Annotated in this window: 13 protein-coding genes and 2 pseudogenes; 8 read left to right on the forward strand and 7 right to left on the reverse strand. The window is 71.9% G+C overall.

Going from position 1 to position 14992, the window contains the following annotated elements; all coding sequences use genetic code 11:
* The first annotated feature begins 79 nt into the window (after positions 1 to 79).
* From ACIQMV_RS19800 to ACIQMV_RS19810, 3 genes and pseudogenes are all read left to right on the forward strand, one after another.
* The gene (locus tag ACIQMV_RS19800) at positions 80 to 1258 is read left to right on the forward strand and encodes a GDSL-type esterase/lipase family protein (protein ID WP_402594245.1); all 1179 of its coding nucleotides are present in this window, start codon (positions 80 to 82) and stop codon (positions 1256 to 1258) included.
* 199 nt (positions 1259 to 1457) lie between these two features.
* Positions 1458 to 1763: pseudogene (locus ACIQMV_RS19805) on the forward strand (class I SAM-dependent methyltransferase); the annotation flags it as partial.
* 12 nt (positions 1764 to 1775) lie between these two features.
* Positions 1776 to 2366 (forward strand): annotated as a pseudogene (locus ACIQMV_RS19810) (PhoX family protein); the annotation flags it as partial.
* A gap of 53 nt (positions 2367 to 2419) precedes the next feature.
* On the opposite strand, the gene ACIQMV_RS19815 reads toward ACIQMV_RS19810, so the two are convergent.
* A complete protein-coding gene (locus ACIQMV_RS19815) occupies positions 2420 to 2968 on the reverse strand; it encodes a hypothetical protein (protein WP_402594246.1) in 549 nt (182 codons plus the stop codon).
* Positions 2969 to 3026: 58 nt separating this feature from the next.
* Complete coding sequence (locus tag ACIQMV_RS19820; protein WP_402594247.1) at positions 3027 to 3800, reverse strand: sulfite exporter TauE/SafE family protein; 774 nt, start codon at positions 3798 to 3800, stop codon at positions 3027 to 3029.
* A gap of 107 nt (positions 3801 to 3907) precedes the next feature.
* On the opposite strand from ACIQMV_RS19820, the gene ACIQMV_RS19825 reads away from it, so the two are divergent.
* The 3 genes from ACIQMV_RS19825 to ACIQMV_RS19835 all read left to right on the forward strand — a co-directional run bounded on the left by ACIQMV_RS19825 (position 3908) and on the right by ACIQMV_RS19835 (position 7280).
* Positions 3908 to 4825 carry a LysR family transcriptional regulator gene (locus tag ACIQMV_RS19825; RefSeq protein ID WP_402594249.1) on the forward strand — a complete coding sequence of 306 codons (918 nt, stop codon included), beginning with the start codon at positions 3908 to 3910 and terminating at the stop codon, positions 4823 to 4825.
* Between the two features lie 275 nt (positions 4826 to 5100).
* Positions 5101 to 5820, forward strand: a complete 720-nt coding sequence (locus ACIQMV_RS19830) for an SDR family oxidoreductase (protein WP_402594251.1) — start codon at positions 5101 to 5103, stop codon at positions 5818 to 5820.
* Between the two features lie 200 nt (positions 5821 to 6020).
* On the forward strand, positions 6021 to 7280 hold the full coding sequence (locus tag ACIQMV_RS19835) for an MFS transporter (protein WP_402594252.1): 1260 nt from the start codon (positions 6021 to 6023) through the stop codon (positions 7278 to 7280).
* Here ACIQMV_RS19835 and ACIQMV_RS19840 read toward each other — a convergent pair.
* The 3 genes from ACIQMV_RS19840 to ACIQMV_RS19850 all read right to left on the reverse strand — a co-directional run bounded on the left by ACIQMV_RS19840 (position 7222) and on the right by ACIQMV_RS19850 (position 11268).
* The gene (locus tag ACIQMV_RS19840) at positions 7222 to 8205 is read right to left on the reverse strand and encodes an NAD(P)H-dependent glycerol-3-phosphate dehydrogenase (protein WP_402594488.1); all 984 of its coding nucleotides are present in this window, start codon (positions 8203 to 8205) and stop codon (positions 7222 to 7224) included. The genes ACIQMV_RS19835 and ACIQMV_RS19840 overlap by 59 nt on opposite strands.
* Positions 8206 to 8752: 547 nt before the next feature.
* On the reverse strand, positions 8753 to 10252 hold the full coding sequence (locus ACIQMV_RS19845) for an MFS transporter (protein ID WP_402594254.1): 1500 nt from the start codon (positions 10250 to 10252) through the stop codon (positions 8753 to 8755).
* Between the two features lie 86 nt (positions 10253 to 10338).
* Complete coding sequence (locus tag ACIQMV_RS19850) at positions 10339 to 11268, reverse strand: sigma-70 family RNA polymerase sigma factor (protein WP_402594256.1); 930 nt, start codon at positions 11266 to 11268, stop codon at positions 10339 to 10341.
* 225 nt (positions 11269 to 11493) lie between these two features.
* On the opposite strand from ACIQMV_RS19850, the gene ACIQMV_RS19855 reads away from it, so the two are divergent.
* Positions 11494 to 12363, forward strand: coding sequence for a GyrI-like domain-containing protein (locus tag ACIQMV_RS19855; protein ID WP_402594258.1), 870 nt, complete (start codon positions 11494 to 11496; stop codon positions 12361 to 12363).
* Positions 12364 to 12427: 64 nt separating this feature from the next.
* Here ACIQMV_RS19855 and ACIQMV_RS19860 read toward each other — a convergent pair whose 3' ends face one another.
* Both ACIQMV_RS19860 and ACIQMV_RS19865 read right to left on the reverse strand, forming a co-directional pair.
* Positions 12428 to 13192: a glucose 1-dehydrogenase gene (locus ACIQMV_RS19860; RefSeq protein WP_141367493.1), complete on the reverse strand. Its 765-nt coding sequence runs from the start codon at positions 13190 to 13192 to the stop codon at positions 12428 to 12430.
* Between the two features lie 148 nt (positions 13193 to 13340).
* Complete coding sequence (locus ACIQMV_RS19865) at positions 13341 to 14126, reverse strand: SDR family NAD(P)-dependent oxidoreductase (protein WP_402594260.1); 786 nt, start codon at positions 14124 to 14126, stop codon at positions 13341 to 13343.
* Positions 14127 to 14254: 128 nt separating this feature from the next.
* Between ACIQMV_RS19865 and ACIQMV_RS19870 the strand changes: the two genes are divergently transcribed.
* Positions 14255 to 14941, forward strand: coding sequence for a TetR family transcriptional regulator (locus tag ACIQMV_RS19870; protein WP_402594261.1), 687 nt, complete (start codon positions 14255 to 14257; stop codon positions 14939 to 14941).
* Positions 14942 to 14992: the final 51 nt, after the last annotated feature.

A 14992-nucleotide genomic window follows, 5' to 3' on the forward strand; every position in this document is an offset into this window, starting at 1 on the left:
TCGCGGGTACCCTCGATAGGCCGCGCCGCGTACCCGCCCCCCTGAACAACCCGTAACTCTTGATCAACAGGCTGAGGCGATGAACACCGAGCACGACTGGATCACCACACCCGTCACCGCGGACCTCCTGCGCGGCGCCCTCGACGTGGAGCGCACGGCGCGCGGACTGCTGCCGCACCGGCTGCCCGCTGGGGCGCGCCGGCAGATCCCCGACGAGCAACTGGCCATGGCCGAAGCCCAGCCGTCCGGCGTACGGCTGGCCCTCCGCACCCGGGCGACCACCATCGAACTGGTCACCCTGCCCACCAAGAGGGCCTACCGCGGTCTCCCGGCCCCGGCGGACGGCGTGTACGACCTGCTGGTCGACGGACGCCTCGCGGGCCAGGACACGGTGACGGGCGGCAACGTCCGCACCATCGACATGGCCACCCAGTCCGCCGAGCTGCTCGAAGGGCCTCCCGGCACCGCCCGGTTCACCGGTCTTCCCGCGCGGGACAAGGACGTCGAGATCTGGCTCCCGCACGCGGAGATCACCGAGTTGATCGCGCTGCGCACTGACGCCCCGGTCGAGCCGGCGCCGGACAGCGGCCGCAGGGTGTGGCTGCACCACGGCAGTTCCATCAGCCACGGCTCGAACGCCGCCCACCCGACCGCCATCTGGCCGGCCCTGGCCGCGGCCCGGAGCGGAGTGGAGCTGGTCAACCTGGGATTCGGCGGCAGCGCGCTGCTCGACCCGTTCACCGCCCGGGCGATGCGGGACACCCCCGCGGACCTGATCAGCGTCAAGATCGGCATCAATGTCGTCAACACCGACGCGATGCGTCTGCGCGCCTTCGTCCCCGCCGTCCACGGCTTCCTCGACACCATCCGCGAGGGGCATCCGACGACGCCGTTGCTGGTCGTGTCCTCCATCCTGTGTCCGGTCCAGGAGGACACTCCCGGCCCCCTCGCGCCCGACTTCCAGGGCGGGACCCTGCGGTTCAGGGCCACGGGCGATCCGGCCGAACGCGCCGCCGGGCGCCTGACGCTCAACGTCATCCGCCACGAACTCGCCCGGATCGTCGGGCAGCGGGCGGCCGACGACCCGAACCTGCACCACCTCGACGGCCGCGAACTGTACGGCGAGACGGACTACGCCGAACTCCCGCTGCCCGACGAGGTCCACCCCGACCCCGCGGGTCACCGCCGCATCGCCGAGAACTTCGCACGGCTCGCGTTCGGCGCCGGCGGCCCCTTCGCCCCCGGGGCCGACGGCTGACCACATCGCGATCAACTCCACGTATTCACAGGTGCGTTGAGCCAGGCGTGGACGTACCCGACCGGACGACCCGGCACGGCCGGGGTCCGCGGAGGGGCCGGGAGACCAACCTCGGGCCATGCCCGAGACCTCGGTGGCGCGCTTCTACGACGAACTGGCCGACGACTTCCACCTGATCTACACGGACTGGGACACCGGTATGCGTCGGCAGGGCCGGGCCCTGGACGCCCTCCTGGGCGAGGAGCGAGCGGCGGTGCTCGACTGCTCCTGCGGCATCGGTACGCAGGCCATCGGCCTGGCCCTGCTCGGGCACCGCGTCACCGGGACGGACCTCAGCCCCCGCGCCGCGGCCCGCGCCGCGCGTGAGGCCGCCGACCGGAATCCGACGCTGCCCACGGCCGCCGCCGACATACGGCATCTCCCGTTCCCCGACGCGCGGTTCGACGCCGTCGTCCGCGCCGACAACTCCCTGCCCCATCTGCTGGCGGAGATGCGCCGCGCCCTGCGTCCCGGCGGCGATCCCTCCCCGCACACCGGCAAGGTCTACGTCGTCCTCACCAACAACACCAACCGCGGCAGGAGCGGCGAGGCGCCCGCCGACGAGGCCAACCCCCGCAACGCCAACAAGCACGGGCACATCCTGGAGCTCACCGGGGGCCGCGACCGGCCCGAGAGCACCACGTTCACCTGGTCGGTCTTCCTCGTCGCCGGCGACCCCGCCGACCCGTCCACCTACTTCGCCGGGTTCCCCAAGGACAAGGTCAGCCCCATCTCCTGCCCCGACAACGTGGCCTTCGACCCGCACGGCAACCTGTGGATCGCCACCGACGGCGCCCAACTCGGCTCCCACGACGGCCTCTTCGGCGTCGCGACGCGCGGCGACCGGCGCGGTGAGCTCAAGCAGTTCCTGACGGTGCCCGCCGGCGCCGAGACCTGCGGGCCGATCGTCCAGGACCGGCGCGTGGTGGTGGCCGTGCAGCACCCGGGCGAGATCGACGGCGCGTCCGTGGAGAAGCCGGCCAGCACCTGGCCCGACGGTCCTGGCAAGACCGTCCGCCCGGCCGTGGTCTCGGTGTGGCGCACCGACGGCCGCGACATCGGCGCCTGAGACCCGACGACGCTCCGGGGCCGTTCCCGCCAACAACCCCCCGGAGCGTCTGGTCAAGGGTGCTTCTCGGCGTGGCGTGGAGGATCGATCCGGGTCAAGCCGCCGGAGACCGGTGTGGGGCCGAGAGCGTCGTCGCCGTCCTGATGGCGCAGGACCCAGTCGTCGAGATCGAGAGCCGTTTCCAGCGGTTCTCCGGCCATGTGGGCGCGCAGGCTGCTCGTCCCGCCTGCTTCGGTGGGGCCGGTTCCCCCGGGGAGGAGCAGTTCCTCCCGGAAGCCGGTCTCGGCCATGGCGAAGCGCGCCCGGGCGGCTTGCGGAGGCACACCCAGGACGTCGCCGATGCGCTGCCAGTCGGCGCCACCCACGCGCTCGAACACCGCGGCGGTCTCGAAGAACCGCCGCGCCGCGGCGAGGACCCGGGCGGCGTCGGCCAGTACGGCACCCGGCGAACGGGTGGTCCCGTCGGTCTTCAGCTCGTGCTCGCCGATGGGAACCGCGGCCCGCGCGAGGTCGGCCAGTACGCAGGCGTCGTAGGCCATCACCAGCCTCGCTCGCGCCGCATCCGTGTACGGCGCGGCGGCTCCCGTGTCGCCTTCGCTCATGTCGGTCACCCTTGGCTCCCACCGATCGGGGACGGTCATCGCAGGCTCCCCCACGTGCTCAGCCGCGCAGGAGATCGCGCAGGAAATACAGAACGGTCATGACCACGGCGGTGGTGAGGATGACACCGCGCAGTAGCCGGGCGGGCAGACGGCGTGCCAAGTGGGCGCCGGCGAAGCCGCCGATCACCGTCCCGACCACGGTGACGGTGAGGACAAGCGGAGCGCTCAGCGCGTCCGAGGCCACGAGGAACAGCACCGTCGCGCCGAGACAGACGGCCGCCAGCTGCACGATCCGCATCGGATTGCTGTCCGCGGCGTCGAGACCGAGGCCGATGCTCCACAGGGCCAGCATCATGATGCCTACGGCACCGCCGAAGTATCCGCCGTACACGGAGAGGAAGAACTGCCCGATCAGGACGGCCCGCGAACTCATGCCGGCCGAGCTTCCCCGCACCGTGCTCACCACCTGGGAGATACGGCGTCCAAAGGCGAGGAGGACCGTGGCCAGGGCGAGCAGCCACGGCACCGCGGCGTCGAACGACGAGGCAGGCAGCGCCAGCAGCAGACCGGCACCGACTGCGCCGCCGGCCGCGCTGACCACTGTCAGCACCCTGGTCGACGTCGCCCCGATCGGGCTGAGTTCGCCCTGGTAGACCCATGCACTGGCCACGGCACCCGGCATGAGGGCGACCCGCGACAACGCGTTCGCCGTCACCGGCGGCAGACCGAGCGCCACCAGAGCGGGCAGCGCCACGAACGTGCCCCCACCACCCATGGCGTTCAGCACTCCCGCGGCGACACCGGCGAGCAGGACAGGAAACAACTCCGACACCCGCCGAGCATCGCCGCGCGACCGGTGCGTCCACAATGCGTAATCGGCACAGCCGGCCTAAGCCTGGGCCTTAGGCTGAGCCTAAGGCTGAGCTTTAGGCTGGGACAGTGCGCTATGACCTGGACGATCTGCGGCTCTTTCTCCACATCGTGACGGAGGGGTCGATCACGGCCGGCGCCGAACGGATGCACCTGAGCCTTCCTTCGGCCAGCGCCAGGGTGCGCTCGCTGGAGCACCACGCCGGCGTGTCCTTGCTGATCCGCGGGCGGCGCGGCGTACGGCCCACGCCGGCGGGGACGACGCTGGCACGCCACGCACGTGACGTGCTGGACCAGACCGCGCGGCTCGAAAGCGCCGTCGCCAGCTACACCCGGTCACCGGCCGCTCCCCTGACCCTGTTGGCGGGCGGATCCGCGATGCATCGGCTCGTTCCCCAGGCCCTGGTCTCGTTCCTCCGCGCGCACCCGGACGTCGACGTCACGGTGTGCGAGAGCCGCACGCCGCAAACGGTGCGGCTGCTCGCCGACGGCGAGGCGGACCTGGGGGTCGTCGTCGACGACGAGGCCCGTGACTGCGGCCTGCGCATGGAGCCCCTCGGTGACGACTCCCTCGTGGTGATCGGCCAGGCCGGAGGCATCATCGCCGGCCGGACCTCACTGACCTACAGCGAGGTCGCCGAGCACCCGCTCGTCGGGCTCGACGCCGGCTCCTCGCTGCGCCGCTGGATCGAGAAGCACCTCGGGCCGCGCGCTCCGGTGGCGCGCTACCGCACCACCGTCGCCGAACTCGGCGTCCTCGTCACCCTCGCTGCCGCAGGCGTCGGGCTCGCCGTCGTACCGCGTCGCGCCATCGACCCCGGCAGGCCGCTCACCGTGTGCGAACTGCAGGATCCCTGGGCCCGCCGCCACCATCTGCTGGCCTGGGGCGTCAAGGACCGCGCCTCGTCGCAGGCCGCCGCGGCGCTCGCCGAACACCTGCGCAACGCGGCACTGTCCGAGGGGCACGCCGGAGACTACGGCCAGTGATCGCGATGCGCCACAGCCGACCGCACCCGGAGCCGGGAGGCCGATCGCCCACGCCCGGCCGCCTGCGGCGGGAGGCGGTCTCGGACCACCTGGTGCAAGCTGCGAGAGCAGGCAGCACATCGCCGGGCACGGTGGGACGTGGCGGTGGATGCGATCCATGAAGGGCGGTGATGAGCGTGAGGGATCCGAAGACCGGGCCGACGAGGGCTGCGGATCGGAGCGACACGTTGCCCGGCGCCGACGCCGAAGCCCCGTTGTCGGGATGCGCGGCTCTGGTGACCGGTGCGTCCAGCGGCATCGGTGCGGCGTCCGCCTGGCAACTGGCCCGGCAGGGCGCGGCCGTGGCGGTCGTCGCCCGACGCACCGGGCGGCTGGAGGAACTGGCCACGAGCATCCGTGACCAGGGCGGCTCGTGCGCCGTTCTCACCGCCGACCTGGGCGATCCGGAGCAGGCACGTCAGGCCGTCGAGGACGCCGTCGGCCGCTTCGCGCGGTTGGACGTGCTGGTGAACAACGCCGGTTACGTGGCCATGGGTCCCGTCGAGGAGGGTGACCCGGCGGAGTGGGAGCGGATGGTCGACCTCAACCTCAACGCCGTCCTGCAGATGTCACGCTCGGCGTTGCCGCATCTGCTGCGGGCGGCGGCGGACGGGCCGCGTGGGACCGCCGATCTCGTGAACGTCAGCTCGGTCGCGGGCAGGGTGGCGCGAAGGAACAACGCCGTGTACTCGGCGACGAAGCACGCGGTGTGCGCGTTCAGCGAGGCCATGCGCCAGGAAGTGACCGGAAGGGGTGTGCGGGTAGGGCTGATCGAACCGGGCTTGACCGTGACCGAGATGGCGACCGGCGGCGGGCGCCTCGCCGCCCGTGACCTGCCGGAGGAATCCTGGTTGCGTGCCGAGGACATCGCCCGCGCCATCACGTTCATGATCACCCAGCCCGCGCACGCCGCGATCAACGAGATCATGGTGCGCCCGACGGCCCAGGAGCACTGACCGCCGCGCGGCGGATACCGATGCCGGCGCGACGGCCGCATGTCGCATCGTTCGCCTTCGCCTCTCCTCCGCAGTGTGGGTCCGTTGTGCCGCCCTGGTGAAGGCCGTACAGTTCGGCACGTCAGCCACCGTCCAAGTGACGGTGGATCGTTGGGAGTTCGGCTCCCGGGTGGGTGGGCATGCTGGAAAGGCGTGTCCCCATGCAGGGCCCTCCCCATGTGATCCCTTCCGAGACGACCGGGCCGGTCGGCCGGGCCCGAGCGCCGGCCGCGGTGGCGGCGCTCACGTTGGCGCTGTTCGTGTACAGCAGCGTGCAGAGCCTGCCGATCGGACTGCTGCCGCAGATCGCCTCCGGGCTGAACGTGCCGGAATCGTCGGTCGGGCTGCTGGTGACCGGCTACGGGCTGGTGGTCACCGTCACCGCGGTACCGCTGACCGGGGCGACCCGGCGCCTCCCGCGCCGCCGCCTGCTCACCGCCCTGCTGATCCTCTTCGCCGCGGCCACCTCGCTGTCCGCCCTGGCACCCGGCTACGGCGTCCTGCTGGCGGCGCAGATCCTGATCGCGCTGACCCATGCGGTGCTCTTGTCGGTGATCGCGGCGACCGCCACGAACATGTTCCGCGAGGCGGTGCGCGCCAAGGTTGTCGGGGCACTGTTCAGCGGAATTCCGCTGGCGAGCGCGGTCGGTGTCCCGGCGGGGACCTGGCTGGGACAGCGGACCGAATGGCGGGTCCCGTTCCTGGTCATGAGTGCCCTCGGTCTGGTGGCCGGGGTGGCTGTCGCACTTCTGCTGCCATCGGCCCCGGCCGGGCGGGACCCGGTGTCCATCGCCCCAGGGCGCAGCCGCTCGCGCTTCGCCCTGCTGATGGTGGCCACCGGGCTGGTCGTCGCCGGCGTCTTCACCTTCTATACGTACGTCGCCGTCTTCCTCACCCGAGCCACCGGCCTGTCCTCGGACACCGTCAGCGTGGTGCTCCTGCTGAACGGGCTGGCGGGCCTGGCCGGAACCTGGGTGTCGGGTGCGCTGTCCGACCGCAACGCCAGGGCCACGATGACCGGAACGGTGGTGCTCCTGGCCGCGGCCCTGACGGTCCTCGCGGGCGCGGGCAGCCGTCCGTGGGCCGCGGTGACGGCGGTCGCCGTGCTCGGCCTGGCTCTGGCAGCCCTGCTCACTGCTCTGCAGAGCCGCATCCTGCGTATGGCTCCCCGCAGTGTCGAGGTCGCGTCCGCGGGGGGCTCCGCCACCGTCAACGCCGGCATCGCCGGCGGCGCCCTCCTCGGAGGACACCTCCTGGAGGCCCCCGGCCTCCACGGCATCGCGCTGACCGGCGCCCTCCTCACTGCCGCGGGCCTCGCCGCCCTCCTTGTCGAATCAGAGCGATCGAAGCCCTCTGAGGGGCTCAGCGCTCGGGCTTCGGGGGCCGCTGCGTCAGGGTGGCGGCGGCCTCGTCGAGGCTGATCCTCTCGTGCAGCAGGGCAGCCATCACCTCGGTGATGGGCATCTCCACACCGTGGGCGTGGGCCAGTTCGAGAATCGCCGTGGCGGACTTCACGCCCTCCGTGGTCCGGCGGGTGGCGGCCGTCGCTTCCGCGACGGTCATGCCCTGGCCGAGGTGGGTGCCGAAGGTGCGGTTGCGGGACAGTGGCGAGGAGCAGGTGGCCACCAGGTCACCCAGGCCGGCGAGCCCGGCCGGCGTCTCGGGGTGAGCGCCCATCCGGACGGCGAGGCGGGCGGTCTCCGCGAGGCCGCGGGTGATGAGCATGGCCACGGCGTTGTCGCCCAGGCCCATGCCGGCGGCGATCCCGACCGCGAGGGCGATGACGTTCTTCACCGCACCGCCCAACTCGCAGCCGATCACGTCGGTGCTGGTGTAGGGGCGGAAGTACGAGGTGTGGCACGCCTTCTGGAAGCGACGGGCGATGTCCTCGTCGGGACAGGCGATGGTCGCGGCGGCCGGCCGGCCTTCCATGATCTCGCGGGCGAGGTTCGGGCCGGACAGCACTGCGATCCGGTCGGAGGGCACGCCGGTCACCTTCGTGATGACCTGGCTCGCCCTCAGTCCGGTGTCGGTCTCGATGCCCTTCATCAGGGACACGATCACGGCGTCGTCGGGGATGTGCGGTGCCCAGGCAGCGAGGCTGTCGCGCAGGGACTGAGCGGGGATGGACAGCACGACGTGGTCCGCGCCGTGCAGCGCGGCGGCCGGGTCGGTCGTCGCGGCCACAGAGGCGGGCAGGACGACGTCCGGGAAGTAACCGGGGTTGCGGTGGCGCTGGTTGACGCCGTCGGCGATCTCGCTCCGGCGGGCGTACATCACGACGTCCGTGCCGGCCTCGCCCAGGATCTTGCCGACGGCCGTACCCCAGGATCCGGCCGTGAACACCGCCGCGCGGACCCGGGAGACGGGGTCACGGCGGCGCTGCTGGAGCGGAACGGCATCGCCGTACGGCCTGCGCCAGGAGTGTGAAGTCTTCTGGGGGACCAGCCGGCGCAGAACGGCCGCCTCGCGGGTCAGCCGGCCCTCCGCGTGCCGGACGAAGAAGGGCCTGACGAACGACCGCAGCACCAGCGAGCGCCGACCACCCGGCCCACAGATGTCGAGACGGCGCATCTGCGACGTCCAGCCGCCGCGCAACCGCGTGACTCCTTCGATGCGTTCGGCCTCGGACAGCCCCTTCTCCACCCAGGCGCGCGTCGTACCCCAGTCCTGGTCGTCAAGACCGGCACCGCTGGACTCGGCCCCCTGACCCGTAACCATGGTGGCAGGCTACCGATTTCGTCGACGAACGCAGGATGGGTGGGCTGTTCCCGGCTCCCGGACGGCCGCCCGTGTGTCCGGTGATGTGGGAGGAGGGCCGGGCGGCCCGGCCCTCCTCCTCGGTTGTTCCGCCGGCGTCGGAACGTACATCAGGGGTGCCCGCCGGGGAACGTCAGGAGCGCGTCTTCTCCGGCTCGGTGGTCCGCTCGGGGCTGGTGGGCCGGCCGGCCACCGGCAGCGGGCCGCTGCGCAGCAACGCGCCGCTGAGGACGGCGCCGAAGGCGAAGATGCCGGCGCACCACCAGAACACCCGGGTGTAGCCGTGGATCGTCGCCAGGTGGAGGAGCGCCGGCCCCGGCTTCCCCCGGGCGTGACCGGTCAGGTAGTCGGTGGTGGCGCCGGCCGCGATCGTGTTGAGCAGCGCGGTGCCGATGGCGCCGCCGAGTTGCTGGCCGGTGCTGATGGCGGCCGAGGCGATGCCCGCGTCCTGCGGCAGTACCCCGGAGGTGCCGGTGCGCAGCACGGCGGCGAAGATCAGGCCCATGGCGAGCCCGATCACCATGGTCGGCCCGAGGAGCGTCGAGACGTAGGGGGAGTCCGGCCCGATCCGGGTCAGCCAGGCCATACCGCCGGCGTTGATCAGCATGCCGGCGGAGACCAGCGGCCGCGGGCCGAAGCGCGGCATCAGCCGGATGTTGCCCACATTGCTCGCCACGGCCGTGACGGCCACCATCGGCAGCAGGGCGAGACCCGACGTGATCGCCGAGTATCCCAGGTCGGACTGCATGTAGTAGATGAGGAAGAGCAGCACGCCGAACATGCCGGCTCCGACGACCAGTGCGGCGATGTAGGAGCCGCCGCGGTTGCGGTCGAGCACGACCCGCGGGGGCAGCAGCGGGTGCTGGGCGCGGCGCTGCCAGAAGGAGAACAGCACCACCAGCACACCGCCGGCCACGAGGAAGCCCCAGGTCGAGGGGGTGTGCCAGCTGTGCGTCGCCGCGTTGGAGAAGCCGTAGACCAGGCAGAGCATGCCGCCGGACACCACGACGACGCCGGGGACGTCCATCCGGGCGCCCGTGCGCGGCTGCCGGGTGAGCAGCGAGGAGCCGGCGATCAGCGAGAAGGCGGCGAAGACCAGATTGACGTACATGCACCAGCGCCAGTTCAGGGCGGAGGTCAGCGCGCCGCCGATGAGCAGGCCCAGGCCGCCGCCGCTGGCCGCGACCGCGCTGAAGACGCCGAACGCCTTGCCGCGCTCCTTGGGGTCGGTGAACGTGGTGGCCAGCAGCGACAGGGCGGTGGGTGCCAGCAGCGCGGCGAAGACGCCCTGGCAGGCGCGGGCGGCCACCAGCATGCCGAAACTGCCGGCGGCGCCGCCGACCGCGGAGGCGGCCGCGAAGCCGGCCAGGCCGGCGACGAACGTCTCCTTGCGCCCGATGAGGTCGGCCAGCCGGCCGCTGAACAGCAGCAGACTGCCGTAGCTCAGCGCGTACGCCGTGACGACCCACTGCTTGTCCGCGTCCGAGAAGTGCAGCGAGGTCTGCGCCGACGGCAGCGCCAGATTCATCACCGTGGCGTCGAGGGTCAGCATGAGGTAGGCGGTGCAAATGACGGCGAGGACCATCCACCGCCGTGAGTCCCCGGCCGCAGGCACGGCGCTGGGTGTGGACATGAGGTGTCTCCTACTCGCATGGGGAGGAATTCGGGCTCAGTCCGTATGACAGGCCGCGGCCGCCGGATGTGACGGGCCGCGGCGGTTCAGCACAGAACGATGTCGAGGCCGGTGAGGTCGGCCCGGACGTCGATGCCGGTGATCAGGTCGTCGGCGACGCCGAAGCGGTACACGGCCCGCGGCACGCCGTTCGGGGCGTAGGCCAGTGCGGCGGAGCCGTCGACGAGGGCGGGCACCGGGTCCCAGGAGAGCTTGGCGAAGGCGCGGGCGACGGCGTCGGAGCCGCGGATCTCCGCTGCCGCGTCCCTGCCCGTGGCCGCGCCCATCCGTACGACCGTCCGGTCGGAGCGGAGCACGATGTCCGGGGCGAGCATGGCCAGCAGCGCCTCGAAGTCGCCCTCGCGGGAAGCGGTGAGGAAAGCGCGGATGAGATCGGCCTTGCCGGCCTGGTGGGTGTCGGCGTTCTCGCCCTGTGCCGGCCGGGCCTTCGGGCCTGCGCCCGTTGCGCCCGGGTCGACGCCCTGCCGCTGGATGCGGCGGCGGGCACGGCTGGCCAGTTGGCGGGCGGCGGCCGGAGTACGGTCCACGATCGGCGCGATCTCCTCGAAGGGCACCGCGAACATGTCGTGCAGCACGAACGCCAGCCGCTCGGCGGGCGTGAGCGTGTCGAGGATGAGGAGCATGGCGGTGCCGACCGACTCGGCGAGCAGCGCCTCCCGTTCCGGGTCGACCGGCGTGTCCAGGCGGGGCGAGCCGCCGGTCTCGGGGGCGTCCACCAGTTCCTCGCGGCGCGACGTGCGGGACTGGAGCATGTTCAACGACACGCGGGCCACGATGGTGGTCAGCCAGCCGCTCATGTTCTCCACCGCGGCGGCGTCCGAGCGGCTGGCCCGGAGCCAGGTCTCCTGGACGGCGTCGTCCGCCTCGGCCGACGAGCCGAGCATCCGGTACGCCACCACGCGCAGGCGGGGGCGGTCGGTCTCGAATCGAGCGGCCAGCCAATCGTGTTCGTGCATCGGGTCACACTCTCCCCACGGGTGCCTCGGATGTCTGACGGGCCGGAGCCCATCCATGTGACGCCCGAGGACCGGAAACTGTGACGTGCCCGGGACGGCCGTACCCGCCCGGCGGCATGAGCGCGCGTCAGCCTCGCTCCGGTCCGGACGCCCGATCGGACCGGATCGCAGCGGTCGGATGCGGCCGGGATGCCTCTGCCAGGGTTGATGTCGAAAGGAGGCCCCGTGATCTCAGCACTGAACCGGCTTGCCGATCTCGTCGAGGAGCACCTCGCCGAGGAGCTCGACGTCCACGGACTGGCCAGGACACTCGGCACGACCGAGTACCACCTGCGCCGGATGTTCTCGTCGTTGGCCGGCATGCCGCTGTCGGAGTACGTGCGCCGGCGCCGTATGACCGTCGCCGCCGCCGACGTCGTCCGGGGCGAGGACGATCTGCTGAGCATCGCCGTCCGGCACGGATACGGATCGACCGAGGCGTTCGGACGCGCGTTCCGGGCGGTCCACGGCGCCACCCCCCGTGACGTGCGCCGCGCAGGAGGCCCCCTGCGCGCTCAACCGCAACTCAGGTTCCGCCTGACCGTCGAAGGGAACATCCCCATGGACACCCGCCTCGTCGACCGCCCCGCGTTCCGGCTGGTCGGACACGCCGCCCGGGTCCCGCTCATCCACCAGGGCGTCAACCCGCACATCCAGCAGCACATCACCGCGCTGCCGCCGCAGGAGCATCTCAGGCTGAAGGCCCTCAGCGGGACCGAACCGGGGGGCCTGCTCCAAGTCTGCGACGATCTGGCCCCCGACGGCGCGGAGGGCAGCGAACTGACCTACCTGCACGGGGTCGCCGTCTCCCGGGACACGCCGGCCCCCGACGACCTCGACGCCATCGAGGTACCGGCCGGCAGGTGGGCGATCTTCCGCAGCTCCGGACCGTATCCGCGGACGCTCCAGACGACCTGGGCCGCGACCGCGACCGAGTGGTTTCCCTCCAACCCGTGGCGTCTGCGGCCAGGTCCCTCGATCGTCACGGTCCTCGAGCGCGCGGACGACTTCAGCACCGCGACCTGCGAGCTGTGGCTGCCCGTCGAACCCGCGTGACGGATCTCCCGTACCACGGGCGGCGGCCGCACCATGGGGTGTCCCGTCTCGCCGGCGGTGGTCCTCACTGCCCCATGACGTACTTGACGGTCGGTCCGGTGGTCCAGCCGCCGTCCACCGCCAGCTCCGCGCCCGTGACGTAGGACGCGGCGTCCGAGAGGAGGAACACCACGGCACCCGCGATCTCGGACGGCTCGCCGACCCGGCCCATGGGCGTGTTCGGGTACTTGCCCTCACCCGGCTCGATGCCGACGGATGCGGTCATCGGGGTATAGGTCATGCCGGGGTGCACCGAGTTCACCCGGATGCGGGCCGTGCCCAGTTCCACCGCGCCGATCTTCGTCAGTCCCCGCACACCCCACTTGGAGGCGCCGTAGCCGGCCGTCAGCGCGAGGCCCATCAGACCCGCGGCGGAGGAGATGTTGACGATCGAACCGCCACCGTTCTCCTTCATCGCGGGGATCACGGTCTTCATGCCGATGAAGACACCGGTGAGGTTGATGTCGAGTACCTTGCGGAAGTGCTCCACGGACTCGGCCTCAAGGAGCTGTCCGGTCGAGATTCCGGCGTTGTTGACGAGGCCGTGGATCCCGCCGAACTCGGCGACCGTGAAGTCGGCGACCCGCTGCCAGCCCTCCTCGGAGGTGACGTCGTGGTGCAGGAAACGGGCGTTGGCACCGAGTTCGGCGGCGGTGGCCCTGCCTTCGTCGTCCAGCACATCGGTGATCACCACATTGGCTCCGGCCGCGATCGCCTGACGGGCCGCTTCGGCCCCGAGGCCGCGGGCTCCGCCGGTGATGATCACGCTCTTGCCGGTCAGGTCGTTCATGGTGCGCTCCTTCGTTGTTGTCGTCCGTGCGGTGTGGGCGTCGGTGAAAGGGGCCGCGGCTCCCCGGGATCGGCGGCGGACAGCGCCGTCCTCGGGTGCCGCAGCCGTACGTCCTCGGTCGCGGCCCCGAGCCGCCGCCGGGCCGTCCTCAGAAGTGGGTGCCGCCGTCGATGCGGACCTCGGTGCCGGTGATGAAGCTGCCGTCGTCGGAGCCGAGCATCGCGACCACGGACGCCACCGTCTCCGGACCGGCGAAACCCTGGCCGAGCGCCGGCGAGAGCTTCATGAACAGGCTCATGTCGGCATCCTCGGGCAGCCCCGGTCCCGTGCTCTGCTTGCTGGCGCCGCTGCCGTCGGTCATGCCGGAGGAGATGGAGCCGGGCTGGACGGCGGTGAAGCGGATGCCCTGCTTCGCGTACTCGCCGGCCAGCGCGTGCGTCATGGACTGGACGCCGCCCTTGCTCGCCGCATACGCGGCCATGTAGGGGTGCGCGAACATGGCGGAGGTCGAACTGAAGTTGACGACCGCCGCACCCCGGCCCTCCAGCAGCGCCGGGATGGACTCGCGGATCATGAGGAAGGTGCCGACGAGGTTGACCTGCAGGATGCGGGTGAAGTCCTCGAGGCTCGTCTCGTGGGTGTGCGAGGAGCGCAGGATCCCGGCCGCGTTGACCAGCACGTCCAGACCGCCGAGCGCGGTGACGGCGGCGGCGACCCCGGCGCGTACCGAGGCCTCGTCGGATATGTCGATGACGACCGTCGTGAGGCGGTCCGCGTGGGCGCCGGCCCTCTCGACGGTGTCGTTCAGACCTCGCTCGCTGACGTCCGCGGCCACAGCGGCGCCGCCCTCCGCGAGGATGCGCAGCACGGTGGCCTGGCCGATGCCCGAGCCACCACCGGTGATCAGGACTCGACGGCCTTCGTAGCGGTTCATCTGTTCTCCAAACCGGCCCCGCGGGTGTCCGGCCAGGGCCCTGTGACGCCGGCTCTCTCTCGCCTTCGGCGTCCTCGATCGTCCTACACGTTACGCCCAGGTGGCACGTTTTGCCACTACGGCAATGCATGCCAAAAGCATGCCGCGGACCGTATCCTTGTGCGGTGAGCACTCATGCCTCCCCCTCCTTGACCGAGCGCCGCAAGGCCGCCACGCAGCTCGAGATCGCGCACGCGGCGATGGAGCTGTTCGCCACGCGAGGCCCCCAGGGCACGACGGCCGAGGAGATCGCTCGGCGCGCGGGGATCGCGCTGCGGACCTTCTACCGGTATTTCCGCTCGAAGGAAGACGCCGTGAGCCCGCTGCTCGCGAACGGCGGCGACCGCTGGCGGGCGCTCCTCGAGGCCACGGAGCCGGGGACGCCACTCCCCCGGGCGCTGAGGTCCGCCGTCGAGCAGGCGCTGCTCCCGCCGGACGAGGAGGCCGCCCAGGCGCTGCTGCGCACGCGCGGGCTCCTGCGGGCCGCGGCGGAGGACCCCGCGCTGCGGGCCGTCTGGTACCGGGTCAACCAGGAATCCGAGGAGCGGCTCGTCCCGGTGATCGCGCGGCTCTCGGGCGGGCAGGCCGAGGACCTGGAGGTACGGCTCACCGCGGCCGCCGCCACCGACGCGATCCGGATCGCCCTGGAGACATGGGCGGGCACGGAGGCCGGAGTCGAGGGACCCGGCTCCCCCGCCGACCTCGCGGTCCGGTGCCTGCGCCAATTCGGCCACGTGGCAGGATCGTTGGGGTCGGGGGACGAGGGCGCTCGATAACGGGTCGGGGGACGCGGGCGCTCGATAATGGGCCGGGGGACGCGGGCGCCC

The organism is Streptomyces sp. NPDC091412, assembly GCF_044756885.1.
Taxonomy (GTDB): domain Bacteria; phylum Actinomycetota; class Actinomycetes; order Streptomycetales; family Streptomycetaceae; genus Streptomyces.